Consider the following 19785-nt stretch of genomic DNA (forward strand, 5'->3'; position numbering starts at 1 on the left):
GATTGGAACATTATCAATCTCTTTTTTTGTATAATAAAGATGTATAAATAGTATTGATGTAATGTTCACTTAATAAAAAATAGGGATGTGGAAACATGACGATAAAATGGATTGATTGGGCAAAACAAATACAATCTATAGCTCAAGCAGGTTTAACGTATTCTAAGGATGTGTATGATATAGAACGTTTCCAACAATTACGGGATATTTCCATTTCGATGATGTCACATTACACGAAGACAGATTGGGAAGTTGTAGAGAAGCTATTTGCAAGCGAGACAGGCTATCAAACACCAAAAGTTGATATAAGAGCGGTTGTTTTTCAAAATAAAAAGTTATTATTTGTGAAAGAAAAGAGTGATGGGAAATGGGCATTGCCAGGTGGGTGGGCTGATATCGGTTATACGCCGACAGAAGTAGCTGCAAAAGAAGTTTTAGAGGAGACGGGTTATGAAGTAGATAATTTTAAGTTATTCGCTATATTTGATAAAGAAAAACACCAACCATCGCCTTCAGCAACACATGTATATAAAATTTTTATAGGTTGTAAGATTGTCGGTGGTGAAAAGAAGACGAGTATTGAAACAGAAGATGTGGAATTTTTTGGTGAGGATGAATTGCCTAATTTATCAGTTGCTAGAAATACAGAAGGACAAATTAAAGAAATGTTTGCTTATATGAAAGAACCTCAAAAAGAAATATTAATAGATTAATAGTGCTTATGTCGATCATATTGTTGAAATGAAGATATTGGCAGAATGCAACCTTTATGTAATAATGGGATGGTATGTGAAGAAAAAAGGAGATAGAAAATAAAATGTTAGCAAGCATAATAGATCAGTTATTGCAATTTTTTGCAAGCTTAGGTTACTTTGGAGTAGCGCTAGCTTTAATGATTGAAATTATTCCGAGTGAAATTGTACTTTCGTATGCAGGATTTTTAGTTGCAGATGGTAAAATTAGCTTTGTCGGTGCAGTTATTGCTGGAACAATCGGTGGTACGTTAGCTCAAATCTTTTTATATTGGCTTGGATACTATGGTGGGCGTCCAGTTGTAGAGAAATATGGGAAATATCTACTTATTAATAAACATCACTTAGACATAGCGGAAAATTGGTTTAAGCGTTACGGAGCAGGAGTAATCTTTTCTGCACGCTTTATCCCAGTCGTACGTCATGCAATCTCTATTCCAGCAGGATTAGCCAAGATGCCATTAAAATTATTTACACTGTATACTGTAGTTGCGATTATTCCATGGTCAATACTATTTATATACTTAGGTGAAAAGCTTGGTGGAAATTGGAGACAAATTAAAGAGTATGCATCTGATTACACACATTACATAATTATAGGAGCAGTTCTCTTTGTTGCTCTATACTTCGGTTTAAAGTATTTCAAAAAGAAGAAAGCAGCACGTTAAAGTCAATGATTTTTCATTGGCTTTTTTTATTTGTTTCGGTTCTAAAAAAAAGGAGTTGTCCATAATGTGTAATAATAAAGCGTAGCGGAGGAATGTGATGAAAGGGTCACCGTTTATACGTGGAACGATATTTTTAACGATGGCAACGATGATATCTAAAATGTTAGGGTTTATATATGTTATACCATTCACAGCAATGGTAGGTACGAGTGGGTATGTTTTATACACATATGCATATCGTCCGTATACGATTATGCTCAGTATTGCGACGATGGGACTACCACTTGCCGTTTCAAAAATGGTATCAAAATATGATCAACTGAATGATTATCATACGGTTAAAAGAGTACTAAAGAGTGGTATCTTTTTTATGTTAATAATGGGAGTCATCTCATGTTTTACGCTATATATATTAGCTCCGCATTTAGCTAAACTTGTAATCGATGGAAATGATCAAACGGGGAATAGTATAACAGCGGTCACTACTAATATTCAAATTGTAAGTTTTGCGTTAATACTTGTACCAGTAATGAGTTTATTAAGGGGATTTTTTCAAGGGTTCCAATCGATGGGGCCTTCTGCTTTAAGTGTAGTTGTAGAACAATTTTTTCGAGTCTTAACCATTTTAATAGGAAGCTTTGTCGTTTTATATATTTTAAAAGCTTCTGTCTCGCTAGCAGTTGGTATTTCAACGTTCGGTGCCTTTATGGGAGCGATAGGTGGATTAACAGTTTTAAGTGCGTATTATATAAAAAGGAGAAAGCACTTAAAGAAAAAAGAAATGGCAAGTATACCGCAAACAACGAAATCTTTCTTATCGCTGTATAAGGAACTCTTTACATATTCAATACCGTTTGTTGTGGTAGGTTTAGCAATTCCGTTGTATCAGACGATTGATACATTTACAATTAATAAACTACTAATACAAATAGGATATATGCAAGGAGAAGCGGAGAAAATCAATGCAATAATTGGACTTGTTCAGATGGTTGTACTTATCCCGGTTTCCGTTGCGACTGCATTTAGTATGTCTCTCGTACCTGAGATGACAAAAGCCTATACAGCAGGGAATTTGAAGTTACTGTACAAACATTTTACGAGGACGAATCTATTGGTAGTAGGTATTACGGTACCTGCGGCAATTGGAATGATGTTGTTAGCAAAACCAGTATATACTCTTTTATTTGGTGCCGGAAATGATCCGGAGATGGGGAGAGTTATTTTACAGTATTATGCTCCTGCCTGTATACTATTTTCGCTTTTTACAGTAACAGCAGCGATGTTACAAGGAATTAATCAACAACAGAAAACAGTGCTAGGATTAGTAATTGGCATTATTGTGAAGATAGTTTTAAATATTGTATTGCTTCCGTATTTCGATTATGTAAGTTTTATTATTTCAACATACGCTGGTTATACGATTTCAGTTGGCTTTAACTTGTGGATGCTTTCTAAATATGTTATAAAGGCAACATAAGCTTTTTAAGGCAGAGAGCACTCTGTCTTTTTCTTTGTTTAGAATATTTTTCTTATAAAAACGTTTTCAAAATAATTTTTCTATTGAAATTTAAACGTATGTTTCATATGCTGAGAATGGCGGTTCAAAAACTGTTCTGTAAGAGAGGTAGATTCCTACATGTAAAAAGAATCGGGGTGATAGTATGTTAAATATTTATTTAACAGACCGAAACGGAAAACTACAAGAGGTTGAGGAAATGCAAAAGGGTTGCTGGATTAATGTACTTCATCCAACGGAAGAAGAAATTCAATATCTAGTACAAACTTTAAATGTAGACTTAGATTTCATTAAAGACCCTTTAGATGATGAAGAACGCTCTCGTATTGAAAAGGAAGACAATAATACTTTAATAATCGTGGATATTCCAACAGTTAGACATGATGAAGAAGGAAATTCGATTTATGATACGATTCCAATAGGTATGATTGTAATGCCAGATTGTTTTGTGACAATTTGTTTAGAAGAAAATCCAATTTTTGAACGTTTTATTAATCAACGTATTAAAGAATTTTATACGTTTAAAAAGACACGCTTTGCACTTCAGCTCTTATATACGATTTCTACTTATTATTTAAGATACTTAAAGCAAATTAACAGAAAAACAATCGATTTAGAGCATCAATTAAATAAGTCGATGAAAAATAAAGAGATTTTCACATTGCTAGGCCTTGAAAAAAGTTTAGTTTACTTTACAACATCATTAAAGGCGAATAAAATTGTAATTCAAAAATTAATGCGTAACAGTACATTTTTAAAAATGTATGAAGACGATCAAGATTTATTAGAAGATGTATTAATTGAAAATAAACAGGCGATTGAAATGGCGGAAATATATAGTCACATTTTAAGTGGAATGATGAATACATTTAGCTCCGTTATATCAAATAATTTAAATAGTGTTATGAAACTGTTAACGTCTATCACAATCATTTTATCGTTACCAACGATGGTTTCTAGTTTCTTTGGAATGAACGTAAAGGTTCCGTTTGAAGGGGAAGCACATGGTTTTGTAATTGTACTTATAATATGTGTAACACTATCTTTCACATTAGCGTTTGTTTTTTGGAAGAAACGTTACTTTTAACGAGAAGAAAGCTGCTCTAGCATAGTTGTGTAACTGCGCTAGAGCAGCTTTTTTGCTATGAAATCCCAAATTTTGAATAGAATATAACTTATAAAATGTAATGTATATGAAAGAGGTGAATTCCGTATAAGTCTTGTCCAATTAGTGAAATGGGGTTAAAATTACATATTGTTAATGAAAAGTTGGAGGAAATACATCATGGAATTGTTTCAATTACCGAAAGCATTCCTGCAAATGAATACAATCTTTATCTCCATATTGATCGAAGCACTTCCTTTTGTGCTCATTGGTGTATTTATTTCAGGATTCATTCAAATGTTTGTGACAGAAGATATGGTAGCAAAATGGATGCCGAAAAACCGATTTCTGTCTGTTTTAATGGCTACTTTTTTAGGGATGATGTTTCCAGGTTGTGAATGTGGAATCGTTCCGATTGTTAGGCGATTAATCGGAAAAGGGGTTCCGCCATATGCCGGGATTGCATTTATGTTAACTGGGCCAATTATTAATCCGGTCGTATTATTTGCAACATACGTTGCCTTTGGAAGTAGTATGCACATGGTATGGTATCGTTCTATTGTAGCGATTATCGTAGCAATTATCGTTGGAATTATATTATCATTTATGTTTAAAGAACATCAATTACGAGATGATCACTTCCCAGAAGTGAATCATAAGCGTCCATTACGTAAAAAAATGTGGGATGTATGTACGCATGCTGTTGAGGAATTTTTCTCGATGGGAAAATATTTAGTATTAGGTGCGTTAATTGCAGCTGCAGTTCAAACGTTCGTACAAACTTCAACACTTCTTGCTATAGGACAAGGGCCGTTCTCTTCACCAGCTGTTATGATGGGGCTTGCTTACATATTATCACTTTGTTCAGAAGCGGATGCGTTTATTGCATCGTCATTCCAAAGTACATTTTCAACAGCATCACTTGTCGCGTTCCTCGTATATGGACCGATGGTGGATATTAAAAATATGTTTATGATGCTTGCGACATTTAAAACGAAATTTGTAATTGTCGTTACAGTTACAGTTACACTTGTTGTTTATGCAAGCTCACTACTCATTTATGCGATGGGGTGGTAGGTTATGTTTCGAGCGTATATACTATTAGGTTTTACAATCTTAATCACGCAACTTCATATTTCCGGTAATATTACGAAGTATATCAATATGAGGTATGCCTATTTATCAACAACAGCGGCTATTATTTTAGGGTTTTTAACGGTCGTTCAAATTATTATCGTATTCCAAAAAGAACATGAGAAAGAACAAGGAAAACAAGATTGTAGTTGTGATCATAGCCATTGCGGGCATGATCATTCAAAAGATGAGAATACATGGTGGAAAAAAGTATTTTCGTACACGTTGTTCTGTTTTCCTATTGTATCAGGGTTGTTTTTCCCAATTGCAACGTTAGATTCAGATATCGTTAAGGCAAAAGGATTTCACTTCCCTGTTGCACAAGCAGAAAGCACAGATCCATTTATGAGAAGGCAATTCTTAAAACCGGATACGAGTATTTATTACGGAAAAGAAGGATACCGTGGGGTAATGGAAAAAGGGAAGAAAGAGTTTGTAACGAAAGATAGTGTTACTTTAAACGATGAAAATTTCCTGAAGGGAATGGAAACGATTTACAATTATCCTGGCGAGTTTACTGGGAAAAAACTATCTTATAAAGGGTTTGTTTTCAAAGATGATTCTTCTAAAAAAGAACAATATTTCTTATTCCGTTTCGGTATTATACATTGTGTAGCGGATTCTGGCGTATATGGTATGTTAGTGAAAAAGCCAGACGGTGTAGAATGGAAAAACGATGATTGGATTCAAATAGAGGGAGAAATTTCTACTGAATTTTATCAACCGTTCCATGCGAATATCCCTGTATTAGAAGTAACGAAATGGAATAAAGTTGAACCGCCAAAAGAACAATATGTATTTAGAGGAGCCGATTGATAACATCGGTTCTTTTTTGTGGACTAAGAGTTCTGAATGTTGTTAATATTAAACTTGAAGTGATACTAAGCTCATACCGTTCAAGTGTTAATGGGAAATGGAACTCTTACCGGACTTCTTTGCTCCAGCCGAATTTGATGGTGGGAGTCTTACTGTCTGCAAATAGCGGATTAAATAATCAAAGAGGTGATAACAATGACTGAAGTAAAGGGAAAAACAGCTAATGAGTCTAGAGTGTTTAAAACGAGCCGAGTATTTCCAACAGATTTAAATGATCACAATACGCTATTTGGTGGAAAGATATTAGCGGAGATGGATATGGTTGCTTCTATTTCAGCAACGAGGCATGCAAGAAAAGAATGTGTCACAGCATCTATGGATTGGGTAGATTTCTTACATCCTGTTCGCTCTTCAGATTGTGTTAGTTATGAATCCTTTGTAATTTGGACGGGTAGAACCTCTATGGAAGTATTTGTGAAGGTAGTAGCAGAAGATTTAATTTCAGGTGAGAAACGTATCGCAGCAACATCATTTGTTACTTTCGTTGCACTTAGTAAAGAAAATAATCCTGTTCCTGTGCCGCGAGTAATTCCTGAAACAGAGGAAGAGAAAGAATTACATCGCATTGCAGTGCTGCGTGCAGAACAACGTCATATACGTAAGGCGGAGAGTAAGAAAGTAGCCACATTACTAACTTTTTGAGCTAAATATTTAGTCGTTAAAGTTACAATAACGGACTGAAATGTTTTTCATATGAAAAGCGGACACCTAAAAATAGGTGTCCGCTTTTATAGTTTTTTCATCCACATATCATATGACGATAACTACTTAGCAGAAGCAAGCAGCACCGACGATGATTAAGAGGATAAATAATACGACTAATAGCGCGAATCCATTACCATGTGCGAAGCCCATTGTTATTTCCTCCTTTTATTTTAAGATACAACATACAATATGCAAATGAGCTATCGTTTGATATGGACATATATCATGTAATGGCATATTTTCTTGAATGATAATGTATTAAAAAAGGGAAGATATAGAAATAACAGTAAGTGGAGAAAGGAAAATATCCATGAAACACTTTTTCGTTGTAATCCTTTGTTTAATAGGTGTATTCATTTGGATGAACATCGACGTGGAAATGGGGAAAAAAATGGTTAGTGAATATGAATTAGGACAAGTTCGATTAGGTGAATTTCAACTATATACGAACGGTGAAGAGTTATATACGAAATTATTTGAGGATATACGTAATGCAGAAAAGTACATATATATCCATTTTTATATTGTAGGTAAAGATGAAATAAGCCAAGAGTTTTTGCGGTTGCTTGAGAAAAAGGCATCAAGTGGAGTAGAAGTGAAATTGTCAGTTGATCGAATAGGTGGATATAAGCTGAAGAAAAAGATAATTCGTCAATTAAAAAGCAACGGTGTCCAGTTTACGTTTAGTAAGAAACTTAAATTGAAACATGTATTGTATTCGTTGCACCAACGAAACCATAGACGCATTGTTACGATTGACGGAAAAGTATCATATATCGGAGGCTTTAATATTGGAAAGGAGTACCTTGGACAAGATCCAAAATTTGGCCCGTGGCGTGATTATCATGTACGAGTTAAGGGGAATGGTGCCACCGATATGGAAAGAAGATTCGCTGCTGATTGGAAAGAAGATACGGGAGAAATAATGCCTCTACAGGAAAGTTTACCTGTGATAGGGAATGTAAAATATCAATATTTATTTTCAGATGGAAAAGGGTTATGGGAAAAATATGGAGCGCTTTTAAAGCAGGCTAAAAAGTCTTTAATTATTGCTACGCCATATTTTGTACCAAGTAAGGAAATGATGAAAGAGTTAAAAGATGCATTAAACCGTGGTGTCGACGTGAAAATTCTCGTCCCATTTAAAAGTGATGCCGTATTGTTAAAACAAGCTGCCTATCCGTATTTGAAAGACATGTTACATGCTGGAGCAGAGATTTATCAATATCGGAATGGCTTTTTTCACGGGAAAGTAACAATCATTGATGGAGAAATTGTGGATATTGGGACGGCGAACTTTGATAATAGAAGCTTTTATTTAAATTGTGAATCTAATTGTGTCATATATGATAAAACAGTTGTTGCTGACGTATGGAACCGATTAAAAGAAGACTTCCATAAATCAAAAAGATTTTCGGAAGAAGACTTTGAAAAAATTAGTAAATGGGATTGGTTTTTAGCGAGAATAGCAAATGTAATAGCATCATATTTATAGCATATAGACAAAAGAGAAGGGAGGCACTGTCATGGATTGTATGAAAGAATTAATGAGGTATAGTTATATGCTTATATATAAGGTTGGGGAGTATACAGGGGAGGTAAGAGACGAAGAATTAAAGGAATTATTACAGCAGCATTTACCATATATGTTGCAAGCATATAATGAACAAGTGAATTTTCAAGAAGGAGAGAATGTACAGCATATAACTTGTGAACCGATTGCATTTCATTTTCATGAAATGGAAAAGGATAGTAAATATACAGGGGATATTTATATTGCAACTTGTTATATTTCGCATTTAAAACGGTTAGCGTTAAAGTTTGCTCAAGTGGCAGTTGAAGTTGCAAATCCAGAGTTCCGCTCGTTTTTAGAAAATTGTTTCTTAAAAATGAATCGTTATGCCTATAGTGTATGGCAATATGTTGTGAAGAAAGAGTATAAGATTCAACATGTATATGAAAATGAGAAGTTTGCATAAGAAACTAAGGCGGAAAGATGGGCGCCTTAGTTTTTTACTTTTCATGGAGAAAAAAGAATAGGTGTCTGTGTTTATTGTCAGAAAATTTACAAATATTTACCGTATATTTACTATTTGTCAATCTCTCCTTTAAAAATAGAGAGTAATATGGGGTTGTACATATTCTATCAAAAGGAGGAAACGCAAATGAACAAATGGGTTAAATCATTAACTGCTATGGCACTTGCAAGTTCTTTATTAATGGTAGGTTGTAGTAAAGAAGAGGACAAGAAGAAAGAAGACGATACAACAACACAACAAGAGGACAAAAAGGATAAAGAAACAAGTGGCACTGAGAAATCTACGGATTCTAAAGAAAAGAAATAAAGTGAAACTTTAATCAGTGGGGTCATCCCCCACTGATTATTAGCCCCCACCAATCGGGCTTTTATGGGCAGTTGATCTCCATCTAACTTCTTTGTTTTTACTGAATTTTGAGGTGGGGTCTTACTGCCCGTTAAAGCGGGGTAAAATAATAATAGAGCTTCCTCTTATATATGAGGAAGCTTTTTTTGTTGTAAATTGATTGAGATTATTGAAAAATAGAGGAAGGATGAAAGAGGGGGGAAACAAATGAAAGTATGTATATTAGGAGCAACTGGTCGAGTAGGTTCAACCATAATTAAATTAGCATTAAAGGATTCAGCTGAAGTTACTGCATTAGCACGTGATGTAAAGAGAATAGAAATACAAGATGAAAGGTTACGATTGATAGAAGGTAATGTACTAAATGAAAATGATATAAAGAAAGCGATAGAAGGGAGCGATATAGTAATAAGTGCACTTGGAACGGATCAAAACGGGACGTTAGCGAAGAGTATGCCGCACATTATAAAACAAATGGAAGAAGAAGGAATTCGTAAAATTATTACAGTAGGAACAGCCGGTATTTTACAAGCGAGAACAAATCTAAATTTATATCGTTTTCAATCAATGGAATCAAAAAGGAAGACAACAACCGCAGCAGAAGATCATTTAGCTGCATATAAGATACTTAGTCGTAGTAATTTATGCTGGACGGTCGTTTGTCCGACACATTTAATAGACGGCGATGTGACAGGGGTATATCGAACTGAAAAAGATGTATTACCAGAAGGGGGAGCGAAAATATCAGTTGGTGATACAGCACAATTTACGTGGAATCTATGTAGTGAAAATGAATATGAGAATAGCCGAGTAGGTATTTCCTATTAAAAAACCATCCCGAAACTGGGATGGTTAAAAGACGATATAACATACAAATATGATAATCATAATGATTTGGAGAATGGCTTTCGCTACTGTACTGCTTAAAAAACCAACTACAGTAGCGACTCCTACTAGAAAGGCGTCTTTTGGCGCTTTTTTATGCATGAGCTCTGTAATAAATACCGATAAGAACGGTATGATAATTAAACCGAATGGTGGGAAGAAGAAAGACCCAACAATGATAGAAATCATACCTACACGTTCGCCCGATTTAGAACTCCCGTATTTCTTTAGGAAATATCCATTCGCAATAAAATCAGCAACGAAAATGAAAAGTGTGAAAATGACTTGAATAATCCAAAAGGAAGTTGTTAATTCTCCGCCATTTATACCAAAATGGTAAATGAAATATCCAGCCCATACAGCAAGGATACCTGGAATGATAGGGTAAATAAAGGCGAGAAATGAAACAATGAAACAGGCAATGATACAGATTGTTAATAATACTGTCACTTTATAACTCCTTCTTCGTGTCTAATTTATGTACCGCAATTTTTTTCACTTGATGTCCATCAAGTTCTAGTGCTTTAAATTGAAAACCAGCAAATTCAATGGAATAACCAGCCTCAATATTTAAGTCCACTGCTTGAGAGAGGAGCCAGCCTCCAATTGTATCTAAATCGCTATCATCAATATGTAGGCCAAACATATCATTTACTTCAGAAATGAGAACCTTCCCGTCTAAAACAGTAAGCTTTGGCGTACGTTTTTCAATCATAGGTGATTCATCCGCATCAAACTCATCTTGAATTTCTCCAATAATCTCTTCAAGAATATCTTCCATTGTTAAAAGTCCAGCAGTTCCACCATATTCATCCATAACAATTGCCATTTGAACGCGATTCTTTTGTAAATGAACTAACGTTTTGCGAATGGGAACAGTTTCAAATACAGTTAGTACTGGATGTATGTAAGATTCAAGTGGCTTATGAATGCCTTTCGTTTGATCGTGAAATACTTCTTTCGTATTGATTATGCCAATTATATCATCTTTATCTTTTTCAATGATAGGGTAGCGTGTATACTTTTCAGTTGCGACGATATCCATATTTTCTTCTAACGTATTTTCAGTAGATAAGCAAATCATTTCTGTACGAGGGACCATAATTTCTTTTGCGACCCGGTCGTCAAATTCAAAAATATTATTTACATATTTATATTCGGTTTGATTTATTTCGCCACTTTTGAAACTTTCTCCTAAAATGAGTCGTAGTTCCTCTTCAGAATGAGCAAGTTCATTTTCTTTCGCTGGCTCTAAACCGAGTAGTTTTGTGAAAAAGATAGCAGTACTATTAAGTAACCAAATGAACGGGTACATAATTTTATCGAATAAAATAAGTGGTCGTGCAAATTTAAGTGTGATTGCTTCTGCTTTTTGTATTGCGAAAGACTTTGGAACTAATTCACCTAATACAACATGGAAAAATGTAATCACACTAAAAGCAATAATAAAGGATAAAGTATTCGCCATTGTTCCAGTAATATTAATCTTTTCAAAGAGCGGGCGTAGTAAATGTTCCACAGTCGGTTCACCAAGCCAACCAAGCCCTAAAGAAGTGATTGTAATCCCGAGCTGACAAGCTGATAAATATACATCTAAATTAGATATGACACTTCTTGCAGCTAAGGCTTGTTTATTGCCTTCATTTGCAAGCTGGTCAATTCGACTTTTTCGTACTTTTACAACAGCGAATTCTGATGCAACGAAAAAGCCGGAAATAAGAATAAGTACAAAGATGAGAAAAATATTTAATATGTCCAAGTGTATTCTCTATTCCGTCGTTTGGAATAAAGATGTCACCTCCTGCGATTATGTTATACTTTTATAATAAATCCAAACGAAAAGAATAGTCAAAGAAAAAGGGTAAATATTGGTATGTTTCTGCAATAGTTTTTGAATGTGCTGTTATTTTGTCCGCTATACAAAAGGAATAACCCCCTACTTTCAGATTATAGAGGGTTATTTCAAATTAAGGTTTTGGAATACTTCTCGTTAAAGCGTATGATTGTTGTTTAACGTGGTTTGTCGTCCATAGTGTTTGAAGGAACGAGAGTATGCAATACGGGATATACAAAAGTAATAAGCTAATTGTAACAATAATAGGTGCATTCCCGCCGAATTGAACGATAAATTGCAATAGTCCGCTTGCATGAAAAACGCATTCCATAAACACGAATGAAAGTATAATGGAACCTAAAATAGATTTATGATTCGAAGTAAGTGCCAAAAACAATGTATCTACAAGGAAAGAAGATTGTTTTATTTCATATTCATTTGTGTTACTTAAGAACGGAATCCATTTTTTAATTGCTTGCATAACGATAATCATGGAAGTACTACAAACGATGATAAAAGATGAGTAGTAAGGAAGTTTTATAAAGTTTGCGATGTATAGGAGTAGTAATAAGACTGAGCATTGTAATAATACAGTACAAAAAGAGTAAGGTACCCATCTTAATAAGGAAGTGAACTTTTTAACCGAATGAGATGCTTTAAAAAATAAATGACCGATCCCTAAACTGATGAAGAATCCGATTGCAAGAGTAAAGGTAAAACGAACAATCGATAAAAAATATATTTCCCATATGTAAGGGAATAACGGTGTTGAATGATTCGAAGTATGTACCATCTGATTTGCTGAGAAAAAGATAGATTCGTGCATCCAATCAATCTTTGGAACTGTCATGGAAGAAAGTTGTGCGAAGTTATGAAAAATACTTATAAAGCCAGTTATGTAAGAGTATTTATGTGTAATGAATAATGCCGGAATAGGACTGATGATAAATATAATGAGAACACCAACGATAAATTTACATATATGTGAGCGCAATAAAGACATGTAATCACCTACTCTTAGAATATTCAGAAAATTCTTATTCTTATTTTAGCTTCTTTCGGCGTAAGTTACAATATATTTTTCTTAAAGAAGTTTAGTATTGTACGGGATATAGGTGAATGAAACGTGAATAAATTATGACAAGAAAACGAATAATTTTCAGAAAAGTAAAATAAATTATTTATTTTTTTCTGAAAATATAATATAGTTATGGCACAGAAAGTATTTTAACATAAGGAGGCTGTTTATGAGGATTAAAGGGAATTATGTACCGAAAAGGGAAGTCTTATTTTGCTCAAGTTCAATTACAATAGGGGAAGCACTGGAGCATTTAAATAAAACTGGCTATCGTTGTGTACCAGTTTTAGATGAAAAAAAAGAGAAATATTTAGGGAATGTATACAAAGTAGATATTTTAGAATATAAAGGTTCGCTGGAAGAGAGTGTCTTACAATTATTAAACGATAAAGAAGGTTATGTCAGAGAAGATTCTTCGTTCTTTAAAGTATTTTTTACAATAAAAAAATTACCTTATTTATCAGTAGTTGATGAAAAAGGAATCTTTCTAGGAATTTTAACGCATAAAAAAGTTTTCGAGTTATTAGAAGATGCTTGGGGCGTTCATTCTAGTAAATATTCTGTCATGATTGGGACACAGGATTATAACGGGGCCATTCAAAAATTATCGACTGTATTAAAAAAATATACAGGTATTCAAAGTTTAATGACTTTTGATAATGATGCCTTATTAGTTCGAAGAATTATGTTTACATTAGGAGAAGAGTTTAACGACGATGAATTAAAGACGTTATTGAAAGATTTAGAAGATCACGGATTTAGAGTTGTATATGTGGAAGAGATGAAAAATCCACGTGAAGTTGAAACGATAGAGTAACATGCAAAAGCCATCTAATTATGTTGGATGGCTTTTGTTATGTTACGAACATAAAATTATTTGAAAATAATGATAGGGTAAAAATTGAGATTGTAACAAAATTTGTGTAAAAGAATAAAAAAGTAGATAATTTTGATTTTCAAAAAAATCAATTTGAAAATATGTTTTTATTTTTCAACTAAATATGTTACTATATGTGTGATAAAAACAAAGAGGTCTGACAACTATACTCCACGCAATACCACTCTAATGAGTTAAATATTCAAAAAAATCAAAAATTAATAATTAGAGTAAGAATAAGGGGAATGGAGAAATTATGGAGAAAGACACTGCTTTGTAAGGGGCATATTTTATCAGCTTGAGCAGAGAGGAGGATGCATAGCATATTGTGAAAATAAAGATAAACAATGAAAAAGTGCTATGCAAATGAAAAGTATGAAGGGACGTTTAAGGCCAGGTGATACGGTAGCAATTGGTTTAATGTTATTTGCACTATTTTTAGGAGCAGGAAATTTAATTTTCCCACCGGTTTTAGGGCAACAAGCTGGAGAGAATGTTTGGATTGCTACAATTGGATTCCTAGTAACGGGAGTCGGATTACCCCTATTAGCTGTAACAGCTGTCGCGTTTGTAGAGGGGGACTTGAAAGCGCTATCTTCTAGAGTTCACCCTATATTTGCGTTTATTTTCCCATTGATTAGTTATTTAGCAATTGGACCATTTTTCGCGATTCCGCGTACTGGAGCCGTTTCATTTGAAATGGGTATGAAGCCATTTTTATCAGAGGCATTAGTTTCCGAGTGGTACATGCTATTTCTTTTCACTATAATTTTCTTCGGAATAACTTGGTATTTATCATTAAATCCATCTAAATTAGTGGATTGGTTCGGGAAATTTCTTACACCATTGTTAGTATTGATTGTTGCTGTAATTGTCGGAAAGGCAATTATTGATCCGATTGGAGAACCGGCTGCGCCGCTAGCAGCATACAAAGAAAATGCTTTCTTTGGTGGATTTGTTCAAGGATATTTAACGATGGATGCAATTAGTGCACTTGTATTTGGAATTGTCGTTGTACAAGTTATCCGCTCTAAAGGAATAAAAGAAAGTAGTCAAGTTGCAAAAATAACAGTAGTATCAGGTATTATTGCAGTACTTGGTTTAACGTTAATTTATTTATCACTTGCTTATCTTGGTTCAACAAGTACATCACTTGGGGTATCAGAGAATGGTGGACTTATTTTAACGAATGTTGTAAATGAGCTATATGGAACAAGTGGTAAAATTTTATTAGGGCTCGTTATTATCCTGGCTTGTTTAACAACTTCTGTTGGATTAACATCGGCTTGTGCTGGCTTCTTTACAAACTTATTCCCTAAACTTTCGCATAAAGCGATTGTAACAATGGTTTGTGTATTTAGTTTAATTGTATCTAACCTTGGTTTAACACAATTAATCGCAGTTACTTTACCAGTGTTAATGATCATTTATCCAGTTGCAATCGTATTAATCGTACTTTCTTATTTCCATAAATGGATTGGAAAACGTAATACCATTTATATTGGAGCTATTTTAGGTGCATTGTTAATTAGTTTCTTTAACGGTTTAGAAAGTGCGAATATTAAAATTGAAGCAATTTCTAACGTACTACAAATGTTACCATTATATAAAGAAGGAATAGGATGGTTAATCCCATCATGTATTGGCGGGATTCTCGGTTTCTTCTTCTATAAATCAAATGAATCAAGTGAATTGCAAAAGAAAGGTGCTTAGGCGCCTTTCTTTTTTTAAAGGGGATTTATAGATTTTGTCTAAGTAATAAATTGGGAGGAATTATAAAATGGCTAATTTTGAAGATTTTTTAACTTTGGATGTAAGAATTGGAACTGTAACACACGCAGAGGAATTTAAAGAAGCTAGGGTGCCAGCGATTAAACTAGAAATTGATTTTGGGGAGCTTGGAATGAAGCAGTCAAGTGCTCAAATTACGAAGAGATATAACCCAGAAGACTTAATCGGTCAGCAAATCGTTGCTGTTGTAAATTTTCCGCCAAAACGTGTAGCTGGATTTAAATCAGAAGTGCTTGTTTTAGGAGGGGTACCTGAAGCGGGTGATGTTGTATTACTGCAGCCGAATATGGAATTACCGAACGGAACAAAAATTAGTTAATGTAAAGGCAGGGGTAACATGGATATCGGACGAGAATATTTACAATGTGCCATTTCGAATTTTGAAGCAACAAAGAAACAAGGGGAACTGGTGCTGTCACAATTATCATATGAACAGATTGAATGGTCTTCTCACGAAGAAACAAATAGCATAGCAATCATAATTAAGCATTTGCACGGTAATATGCGTTCTAGATGGACGGATTTTTTAACATCTGACGGTGAAAAAGTAGATCGTAACCGAGATGCTGAATTTGAAGGTGGTTATCATGCTAAGGAAGAGGTTCTCATAGCATGGAATGAAGGATGGGAATATGTTTTTAAAACGATGAATGTGCTAACGCCAGAAGATTTATTGCAGACGGTATATATTCGCGGTGAAGCACAAACTGTTATGCAAGCAATTGAAAGACAAATTTCTCATTATTCTTTGCATATTGGACAGATTATTTACATTGGGAAATTGTTAAAAGAAAATGAGTGGGAATGTTTAAGTATTCCTAGAAATCAGTCTGCACGTTATGTAGAGAAAAAACGTTCAACATAATAATAGGAAAGAAACCGATAGAGAATGGGAAATAAGAAAATAACCCAAATAATAGATGGTTCTGTAATCATAAGAATGCTGCCAAAAATAAGTCCATATATAATAAGAAAGAAATTAAATAGTGTATTCATTGGGATAAATCTTGGGATGAACACTTGTTGCCGCTTAAAGCAATCACTGTGAAATAAATACGTGCGGAAGTACCGTGTGGCAGTAATAAGATCTTTCTTTCGAGCAATTCTTTTTTTGCATGTATGACAGATGAACGGTGGTCGCATTTCATTACGCTCCATTTTTCATATTTGTAATAATGTAGGACAAAAGTAGGTACAAAGTGTATATCCCTATATACGCTCCTGATATGAGAAAAAATGGATTTAGTAAAATTCCATGAATGCTTGTCATAAAAACTAAATCTTGCATTAAAACATCATATATGTTGATAGAAATAATTGTACCGAGTACATAAAGTGTTAAGTACGCTGAAATATGTAACGCAACGCGGATTGTAGGATGCTTAGCAAGCCAATAAAAAATAAATGATAGTACAACGGGTAATGTTCCTAGTAGTAGCTTCAATTCATTTCACCTCATTAACAATATAGCCGGAATTTAGACGGTCTATTCTCTAGAGCTTGTACATAACTTGAAATAGAGAGGGTGATAGTATGAATCGAGGCTTTTTTTATGTGAAGTTTACGAGTGTACGAAAGTTAATATTATTTATTATTGCTACAGTACTAGCGACTTTTTTTCTTATTAGTATGATGGTAACTTCTATGAAAGAGACAAAGTCAACGTATTTATATAATTGGTTAAATGAGTTATCGATGAATGGTTACATGTACGTTCTTGGAAAAGAGAACCATTATTTTACACAGGAATATCGGAATTTAAATCAAGATTTTTCCATTTCTTCGTTTCTCTTTTCTATGGCAACGAATATTCGTTTTAACGATGTACGCAGTTTTGTCGGCAAAGAGCTACCTGGTTTTGGTAAGTACGATACAGAAATTGTTATTGCGGGTGAAGGGACAAATTATTCTAACTTACCAATAGAGTCGAGTGTTCCACTTGAAGAAGTAGTAAAAGAACGGACTGGTGAAGGTGGACAGGCTCAAAAGCCGGATACGAACAAAGAGAAAAAGCAACCGGCTCAAACGACAGGAAAAAGGCAAGTTGCGTTTATTTATCATTCGCATAGCTGGGAATCTTATTTGCCGTTACTGAATTTAGCAAATGATCCAAATCCGAATAAAGCGACAAGTTCCGTCACGAATATTTCAATAGTCGGCGACCGATTTCGTGAACAATTAGAAAGTGAAGGGATCGGGGCTACTAACGACAAGACAGATGTCGGTCAAAAGTTGATTAGTAAAGGGCTAAATAGTAATAGTTCTTACAAAGTGTCGCGAGAAATTGTACAAGAAGCAATGACTGGCAATAAAGAGCTGCAATACTTCTTTGACTTACATCGTGATAGTGCTCGGAAAAATGTCACGACAAAGGCAATTGGAGATAAATCATATGCAAAGCTTGCTTTCGTAATAGGAAAAGGCAATAAAAATTATGAAAAGAACTTACAGTTAGCAACAGCTCTTCATGAGGAAATTAATAAGAAATATCCAGGAGTGAGTCGTGGTGTCATTCAAAAAGGATTCCAAACAGGAAATGGTGTCTATAATCAAGACTTATCAGGACAAGCAATATTAATTGAAGTTGGTGGCGTAGATAATTCAGAAGAAGAACTAAATCGATCCATTGATGTACTTGCTAAAGCGTTTGGTGAATATTTCTGGCAGGCTGAGAAGGTGAATGGCTAAAGTGAAACAAAAATGAGTAGGAGAGTCTGAAAAAACGTGAGTGTAATGCTTACGTTTTTTGTAATTGATGAGACGTCACAGAAAAGACATAATTTGTCGATGTTATAGTAATATCGAAATTTGTCAAATTATACTGGGGGATTTACAAAGGGATTTTCGGGAAAGTAGAGAAAATCTTTTTACAGGGAAAACTTTTTATTCTAAAACTGGTAGGGTGATTGAAGTGATTAGGGAGATCAAAATAGAAGATGCAGCATCGTTTTTGCAATTAAGTAAGCAACTAGACGAAGAAACGAAATTTATGTTATACGAACCAGGAGAAAGAAAATTTACAGTAAAGCAACAAGAACAAATGATTCATCGCTTTATAGAAAATGAGTATGCAACAATATTCGTAGCAGTTGAAGAAGAGAGAATAGTAGGATTTATTTTATTGAATGGAAATCATATTCAAAGAAAGCGACATGTAGCAAGTATTGTAATTGGTATTTTGCAAGAGTATAGCGGTCGAGGTATTGGGACGAGATTGTTTAAAGAGGCTGAGAAGTGGGCAAGATTACATGATGTATGGCGTTTAGAATTAACGGTAATGGCCCACAATACAAGAGCCCAGGCACTATATAAAAAAGTTGGATTTGAGAAAGAAGGTGTCAAAAGAGCTGCTCTTATTATCGATGGAGAGAACATCGATGAGTATGAAATGGCCAAATTATTAAAATAAGAGGTCGTTATATGAAAAAAAGATGGACACTACTTGGTATCGTAGCGATGGTACTTATTGTTGGAGTAGCAGGAGTCAATTATAAAATGTATAAGGATAAGCAGGCGCGCGAGGTAAATGTAAATAACATATTTCCGAAAGCGAAAGAAACGATTGCGAATATGGATGGTGATATTGCGGTCATTAGTAATCCGAATTCGATGCTTGTGCTTGTAAATAAAAGTAGGCGTTTGCCAGATGGGTATAGACCATCAGATTTAGTTATTCCGAAAGTGCGCTACTCAAGTGAAGGTGATCAAGAAAAGAAAAAAATGAGGAAAGAAGCAGCAGGGGCGCTTGAGGAAATGTTTCAGCAAGCGGATAAGGAGCATATCTTCTTATTTGCAGTCTCTGGGTTTAGATCTTTTGATCGACAAAAAGCATTAAATACGATGTATAAAAAACAAGATGGAGAAGCAAAAACAGCGATGTCTAGCGCGGTTCCTGGAACGAGTGAACATCAAACAGGGCTCGCAATGGATATTACATCTCAATCTGCCAAGTTTCAGTTAGAGACAGTTTTTGGTGAAACGAAAGAAGGGCAATGGCTTTCTGAAAATGCCCATAAATTTGGTTTTGTCATTCGATATACAAAAGAGAAAGAATCGCTTACGGGTTATCGATTTGAACCATGGCACGTGAGGTATGTGGGAAATCCACAAGCTACATATTTATATGAAAATCAACTGACACTTGAAGAAGTAACGCAGTGAACAATTGAGGGGAGAGAAG

General features: G+C 34.5%; 24 protein-coding genes. 18 read left to right on the top strand and 6 right to left on the bottom strand.

The features are described 5' to 3' along the window. Positions 1–95 precede the first annotated feature (95 nt). The 7 genes from VF726_RS04530 (at position 96) to VF726_RS04560 (ending at position 6693) form a co-directional block, all read left to right on the top strand. The gene (locus VF726_RS04530) at positions 96–713 is read left to right on the top strand and encodes an NUDIX hydrolase N-terminal domain-containing protein (RefSeq protein ID WP_440166194.1); all 618 of its coding nucleotides are present in this window, start codon (positions 96–98) and stop codon (positions 711–713) included. Between the two features lie 104 nt (positions 714–817). Beyond that, a complete protein-coding gene (locus VF726_RS04535) occupies positions 818–1420 on the top strand; it encodes a DedA family protein (RefSeq protein ID WP_440166196.1) in 603 nt (200 codons plus the stop codon). 97 nt (positions 1421–1517) lie between these two features. Continuing rightward, the gene (locus VF726_RS04540; RefSeq protein WP_440166198.1) at positions 1518–2897 is read left to right on the top strand and encodes a putative polysaccharide biosynthesis protein; all 1380 of its coding nucleotides are present in this window, start codon (positions 1518–1520) and stop codon (positions 2895–2897) included. Between the two features lie 184 nt (positions 2898–3081). Then, on the top strand, positions 3082–4023 hold the full coding sequence (locus tag VF726_RS04545) for a magnesium transporter CorA family protein (protein WP_000932392.1): 942 nt from the start codon (positions 3082–3084) through the stop codon (positions 4021–4023). A gap of 198 nt (positions 4024–4221) precedes the next feature. After that, positions 4222–5118, top strand: coding sequence for a permease (locus VF726_RS04550; RefSeq protein WP_000418724.1), 897 nt, complete (start codon positions 4222–4224; stop codon positions 5116–5118). 3 nt (positions 5119–5121) lie between these two features. Continuing rightward, positions 5122–5991: a TIGR03943 family putative permease subunit gene (locus VF726_RS04555; protein WP_440166202.1), complete on the top strand. Its 870-nt coding sequence runs from the start codon at positions 5122–5124 to the stop codon at positions 5989–5991. 195 nt (positions 5992–6186) lie between these two features. After that, entirely contained in the window at positions 6187–6693 is a 507-nt protein-coding gene (locus tag VF726_RS04560; protein WP_000141167.1) for an acyl-CoA thioesterase, read from the top strand. A gap of 126 nt (positions 6694–6819) precedes the next feature. Here VF726_RS04560 and VF726_RS04565 read toward each other — a convergent pair whose 3' ends face one another. After that, a complete protein-coding gene (locus VF726_RS04565) occupies positions 6820–6906 on the bottom strand; it encodes a YjcZ family sporulation protein (protein ID WP_000505094.1) in 87 nt (28 codons plus the stop codon). A 160-nt stretch (positions 6907–7066) separates the two neighbouring features. Here VF726_RS04565 and cls point away from each other — a divergent pair, with 160 nt between their 5' ends. The 4 genes from cls (at position 7067) to VF726_RS04585 (ending at position 9968) form a co-directional block, all read left to right on the top strand. Then, positions 7067–8251 carry a cardiolipin synthase gene (gene cls, locus VF726_RS04570; protein ID WP_440166204.1) on the top strand — a complete coding sequence of 395 codons (1185 nt, stop codon included), beginning with the start codon at positions 7067–7069 and terminating at the stop codon, positions 8249–8251. A gap of 31 nt (positions 8252–8282) precedes the next feature. Beyond that, positions 8283–8735, top strand: coding sequence for a spore coat protein (locus VF726_RS04575; RefSeq protein WP_440166208.1), 453 nt, complete (start codon positions 8283–8285; stop codon positions 8733–8735). Between the two features lie 186 nt (positions 8736–8921). Continuing rightward, positions 8922–9101 (top strand): hypothetical protein, encoded by a 180-nt coding sequence (locus tag VF726_RS04580; RefSeq protein ID WP_151628057.1) that lies wholly within the window; start codon positions 8922–8924, stop codon positions 9099–9101. Between the two features lie 246 nt (positions 9102–9347). Further along, positions 9348–9968, top strand: a complete 621-nt coding sequence (locus tag VF726_RS04585) for an NAD(P)-dependent oxidoreductase (protein WP_440166210.1) — start codon at positions 9348–9350, stop codon at positions 9966–9968. Between the two features lie 24 nt (positions 9969–9992). On the opposite strand, the gene VF726_RS04590 is transcribed toward VF726_RS04585, so the two are convergent. The 3 genes from VF726_RS04590 to VF726_RS04600 form a co-directional block, all read right to left on the bottom strand. After that, on the bottom strand, positions 9993–10475 hold the full coding sequence (locus VF726_RS04590) for a DUF456 domain-containing protein (protein WP_429601581.1): 483 nt from the start codon (positions 10473–10475) through the stop codon (positions 9993–9995). Between the two features lies 1 nt (position 10476). Next, a complete protein-coding gene (locus tag VF726_RS04595) occupies positions 10477–11784 on the bottom strand; it encodes a hemolysin family protein (RefSeq protein ID WP_440166213.1) in 1308 nt (435 codons plus the stop codon). A gap of 208 nt (positions 11785–11992) precedes the next feature. Next, on the bottom strand, positions 11993–12862 hold the full coding sequence (locus VF726_RS04600) for a hypothetical protein (protein ID WP_440166215.1): 870 nt from the start codon (positions 12860–12862) through the stop codon (positions 11993–11995). Between the two features lie 244 nt (positions 12863–13106). On the opposite strand from VF726_RS04600, the gene cbpA reads away from it, so the two are divergent. The 4 genes from cbpA (at position 13107) to VF726_RS04620 (ending at position 16470) form a co-directional block, all read left to right on the top strand. Then, a complete protein-coding gene (cbpA, locus tag VF726_RS04605; protein WP_440166217.1) occupies positions 13107–13754 on the top strand; it encodes a cyclic di-AMP binding protein CbpA in 648 nt (215 codons plus the stop codon). Positions 13755–14189: 435 nt separating this feature from the next. Further along, positions 14190–15527: a branched-chain amino acid transport system II carrier protein BrnQ4 gene (brnQ4, locus tag VF726_RS04610; RefSeq protein WP_440166708.1), complete on the top strand. Its 1338-nt coding sequence runs from the start codon at positions 14190–14192 to the stop codon at positions 15525–15527. A gap of 67 nt (positions 15528–15594) precedes the next feature. Then, a complete protein-coding gene (gene csaA / locus VF726_RS04615; RefSeq protein ID WP_001263041.1) occupies positions 15595–15924 on the top strand; it encodes a chaperone CsaA in 330 nt (109 codons plus the stop codon). An 18-nt stretch (positions 15925–15942) separates the two neighbouring features. Continuing rightward, on the top strand, positions 15943–16470 hold the full coding sequence (locus VF726_RS04620; RefSeq protein WP_440166219.1) for a DUF1572 domain-containing protein: 528 nt from the start codon (positions 15943–15945) through the stop codon (positions 16468–16470). Here VF726_RS04620 and VF726_RS04625 read toward each other — a convergent pair. Both VF726_RS04625 and VF726_RS04630 read right to left on the bottom strand, forming a co-directional pair. Next, complete coding sequence (locus VF726_RS04625) at positions 16443–16748, bottom strand: permease (RefSeq protein ID WP_440166221.1); 306 nt, start codon at positions 16746–16748, stop codon at positions 16443–16445. The genes VF726_RS04620 and VF726_RS04625 overlap by 28 nt on opposite strands. 4 nt (positions 16749–16752) lie before the next feature. Next, positions 16753–17049 carry a hypothetical protein gene (locus tag VF726_RS04630; protein WP_440166223.1) on the bottom strand — a complete coding sequence of 99 codons (297 nt, stop codon included), beginning with the start codon at positions 17047–17049 and terminating at the stop codon, positions 16753–16755. Between the two features lie 89 nt (positions 17050–17138). On the opposite strand from VF726_RS04630, the gene spoIIP reads away from it, so the two are divergent. The 3 genes from spoIIP (at position 17139) to VF726_RS04645 (ending at position 19766) form a co-directional block, all read left to right on the top strand. Further along, on the top strand, positions 17139–18293 hold the full coding sequence (gene spoIIP / locus VF726_RS04635) for a stage II sporulation protein SpoIIP (RefSeq protein WP_440166225.1): 1155 nt from the start codon (positions 17139–17141) through the stop codon (positions 18291–18293). 223 nt (positions 18294–18516) lie between these two features. Then, positions 18517–19014, top strand: coding sequence for an N-acetyltransferase family protein (locus VF726_RS04640; RefSeq protein WP_440166227.1), 498 nt, complete (start codon positions 18517–18519; stop codon positions 19012–19014). A gap of 11 nt (positions 19015–19025) precedes the next feature. Then, on the top strand, positions 19026–19766 hold the full coding sequence (locus tag VF726_RS04645) for a M15 family metallopeptidase (protein WP_440166229.1): 741 nt from the start codon (positions 19026–19028) through the stop codon (positions 19764–19766). The last annotated feature ends 19 nt before the right edge of the window (positions 19767–19785 follow it).

The organism is Bacillus sp. Brlt_9, assembly GCF_051948935.1.
Classification (GTDB): domain Bacteria; phylum Bacillota; class Bacilli; order Bacillales; family Bacillaceae_G; genus Bacillus_A.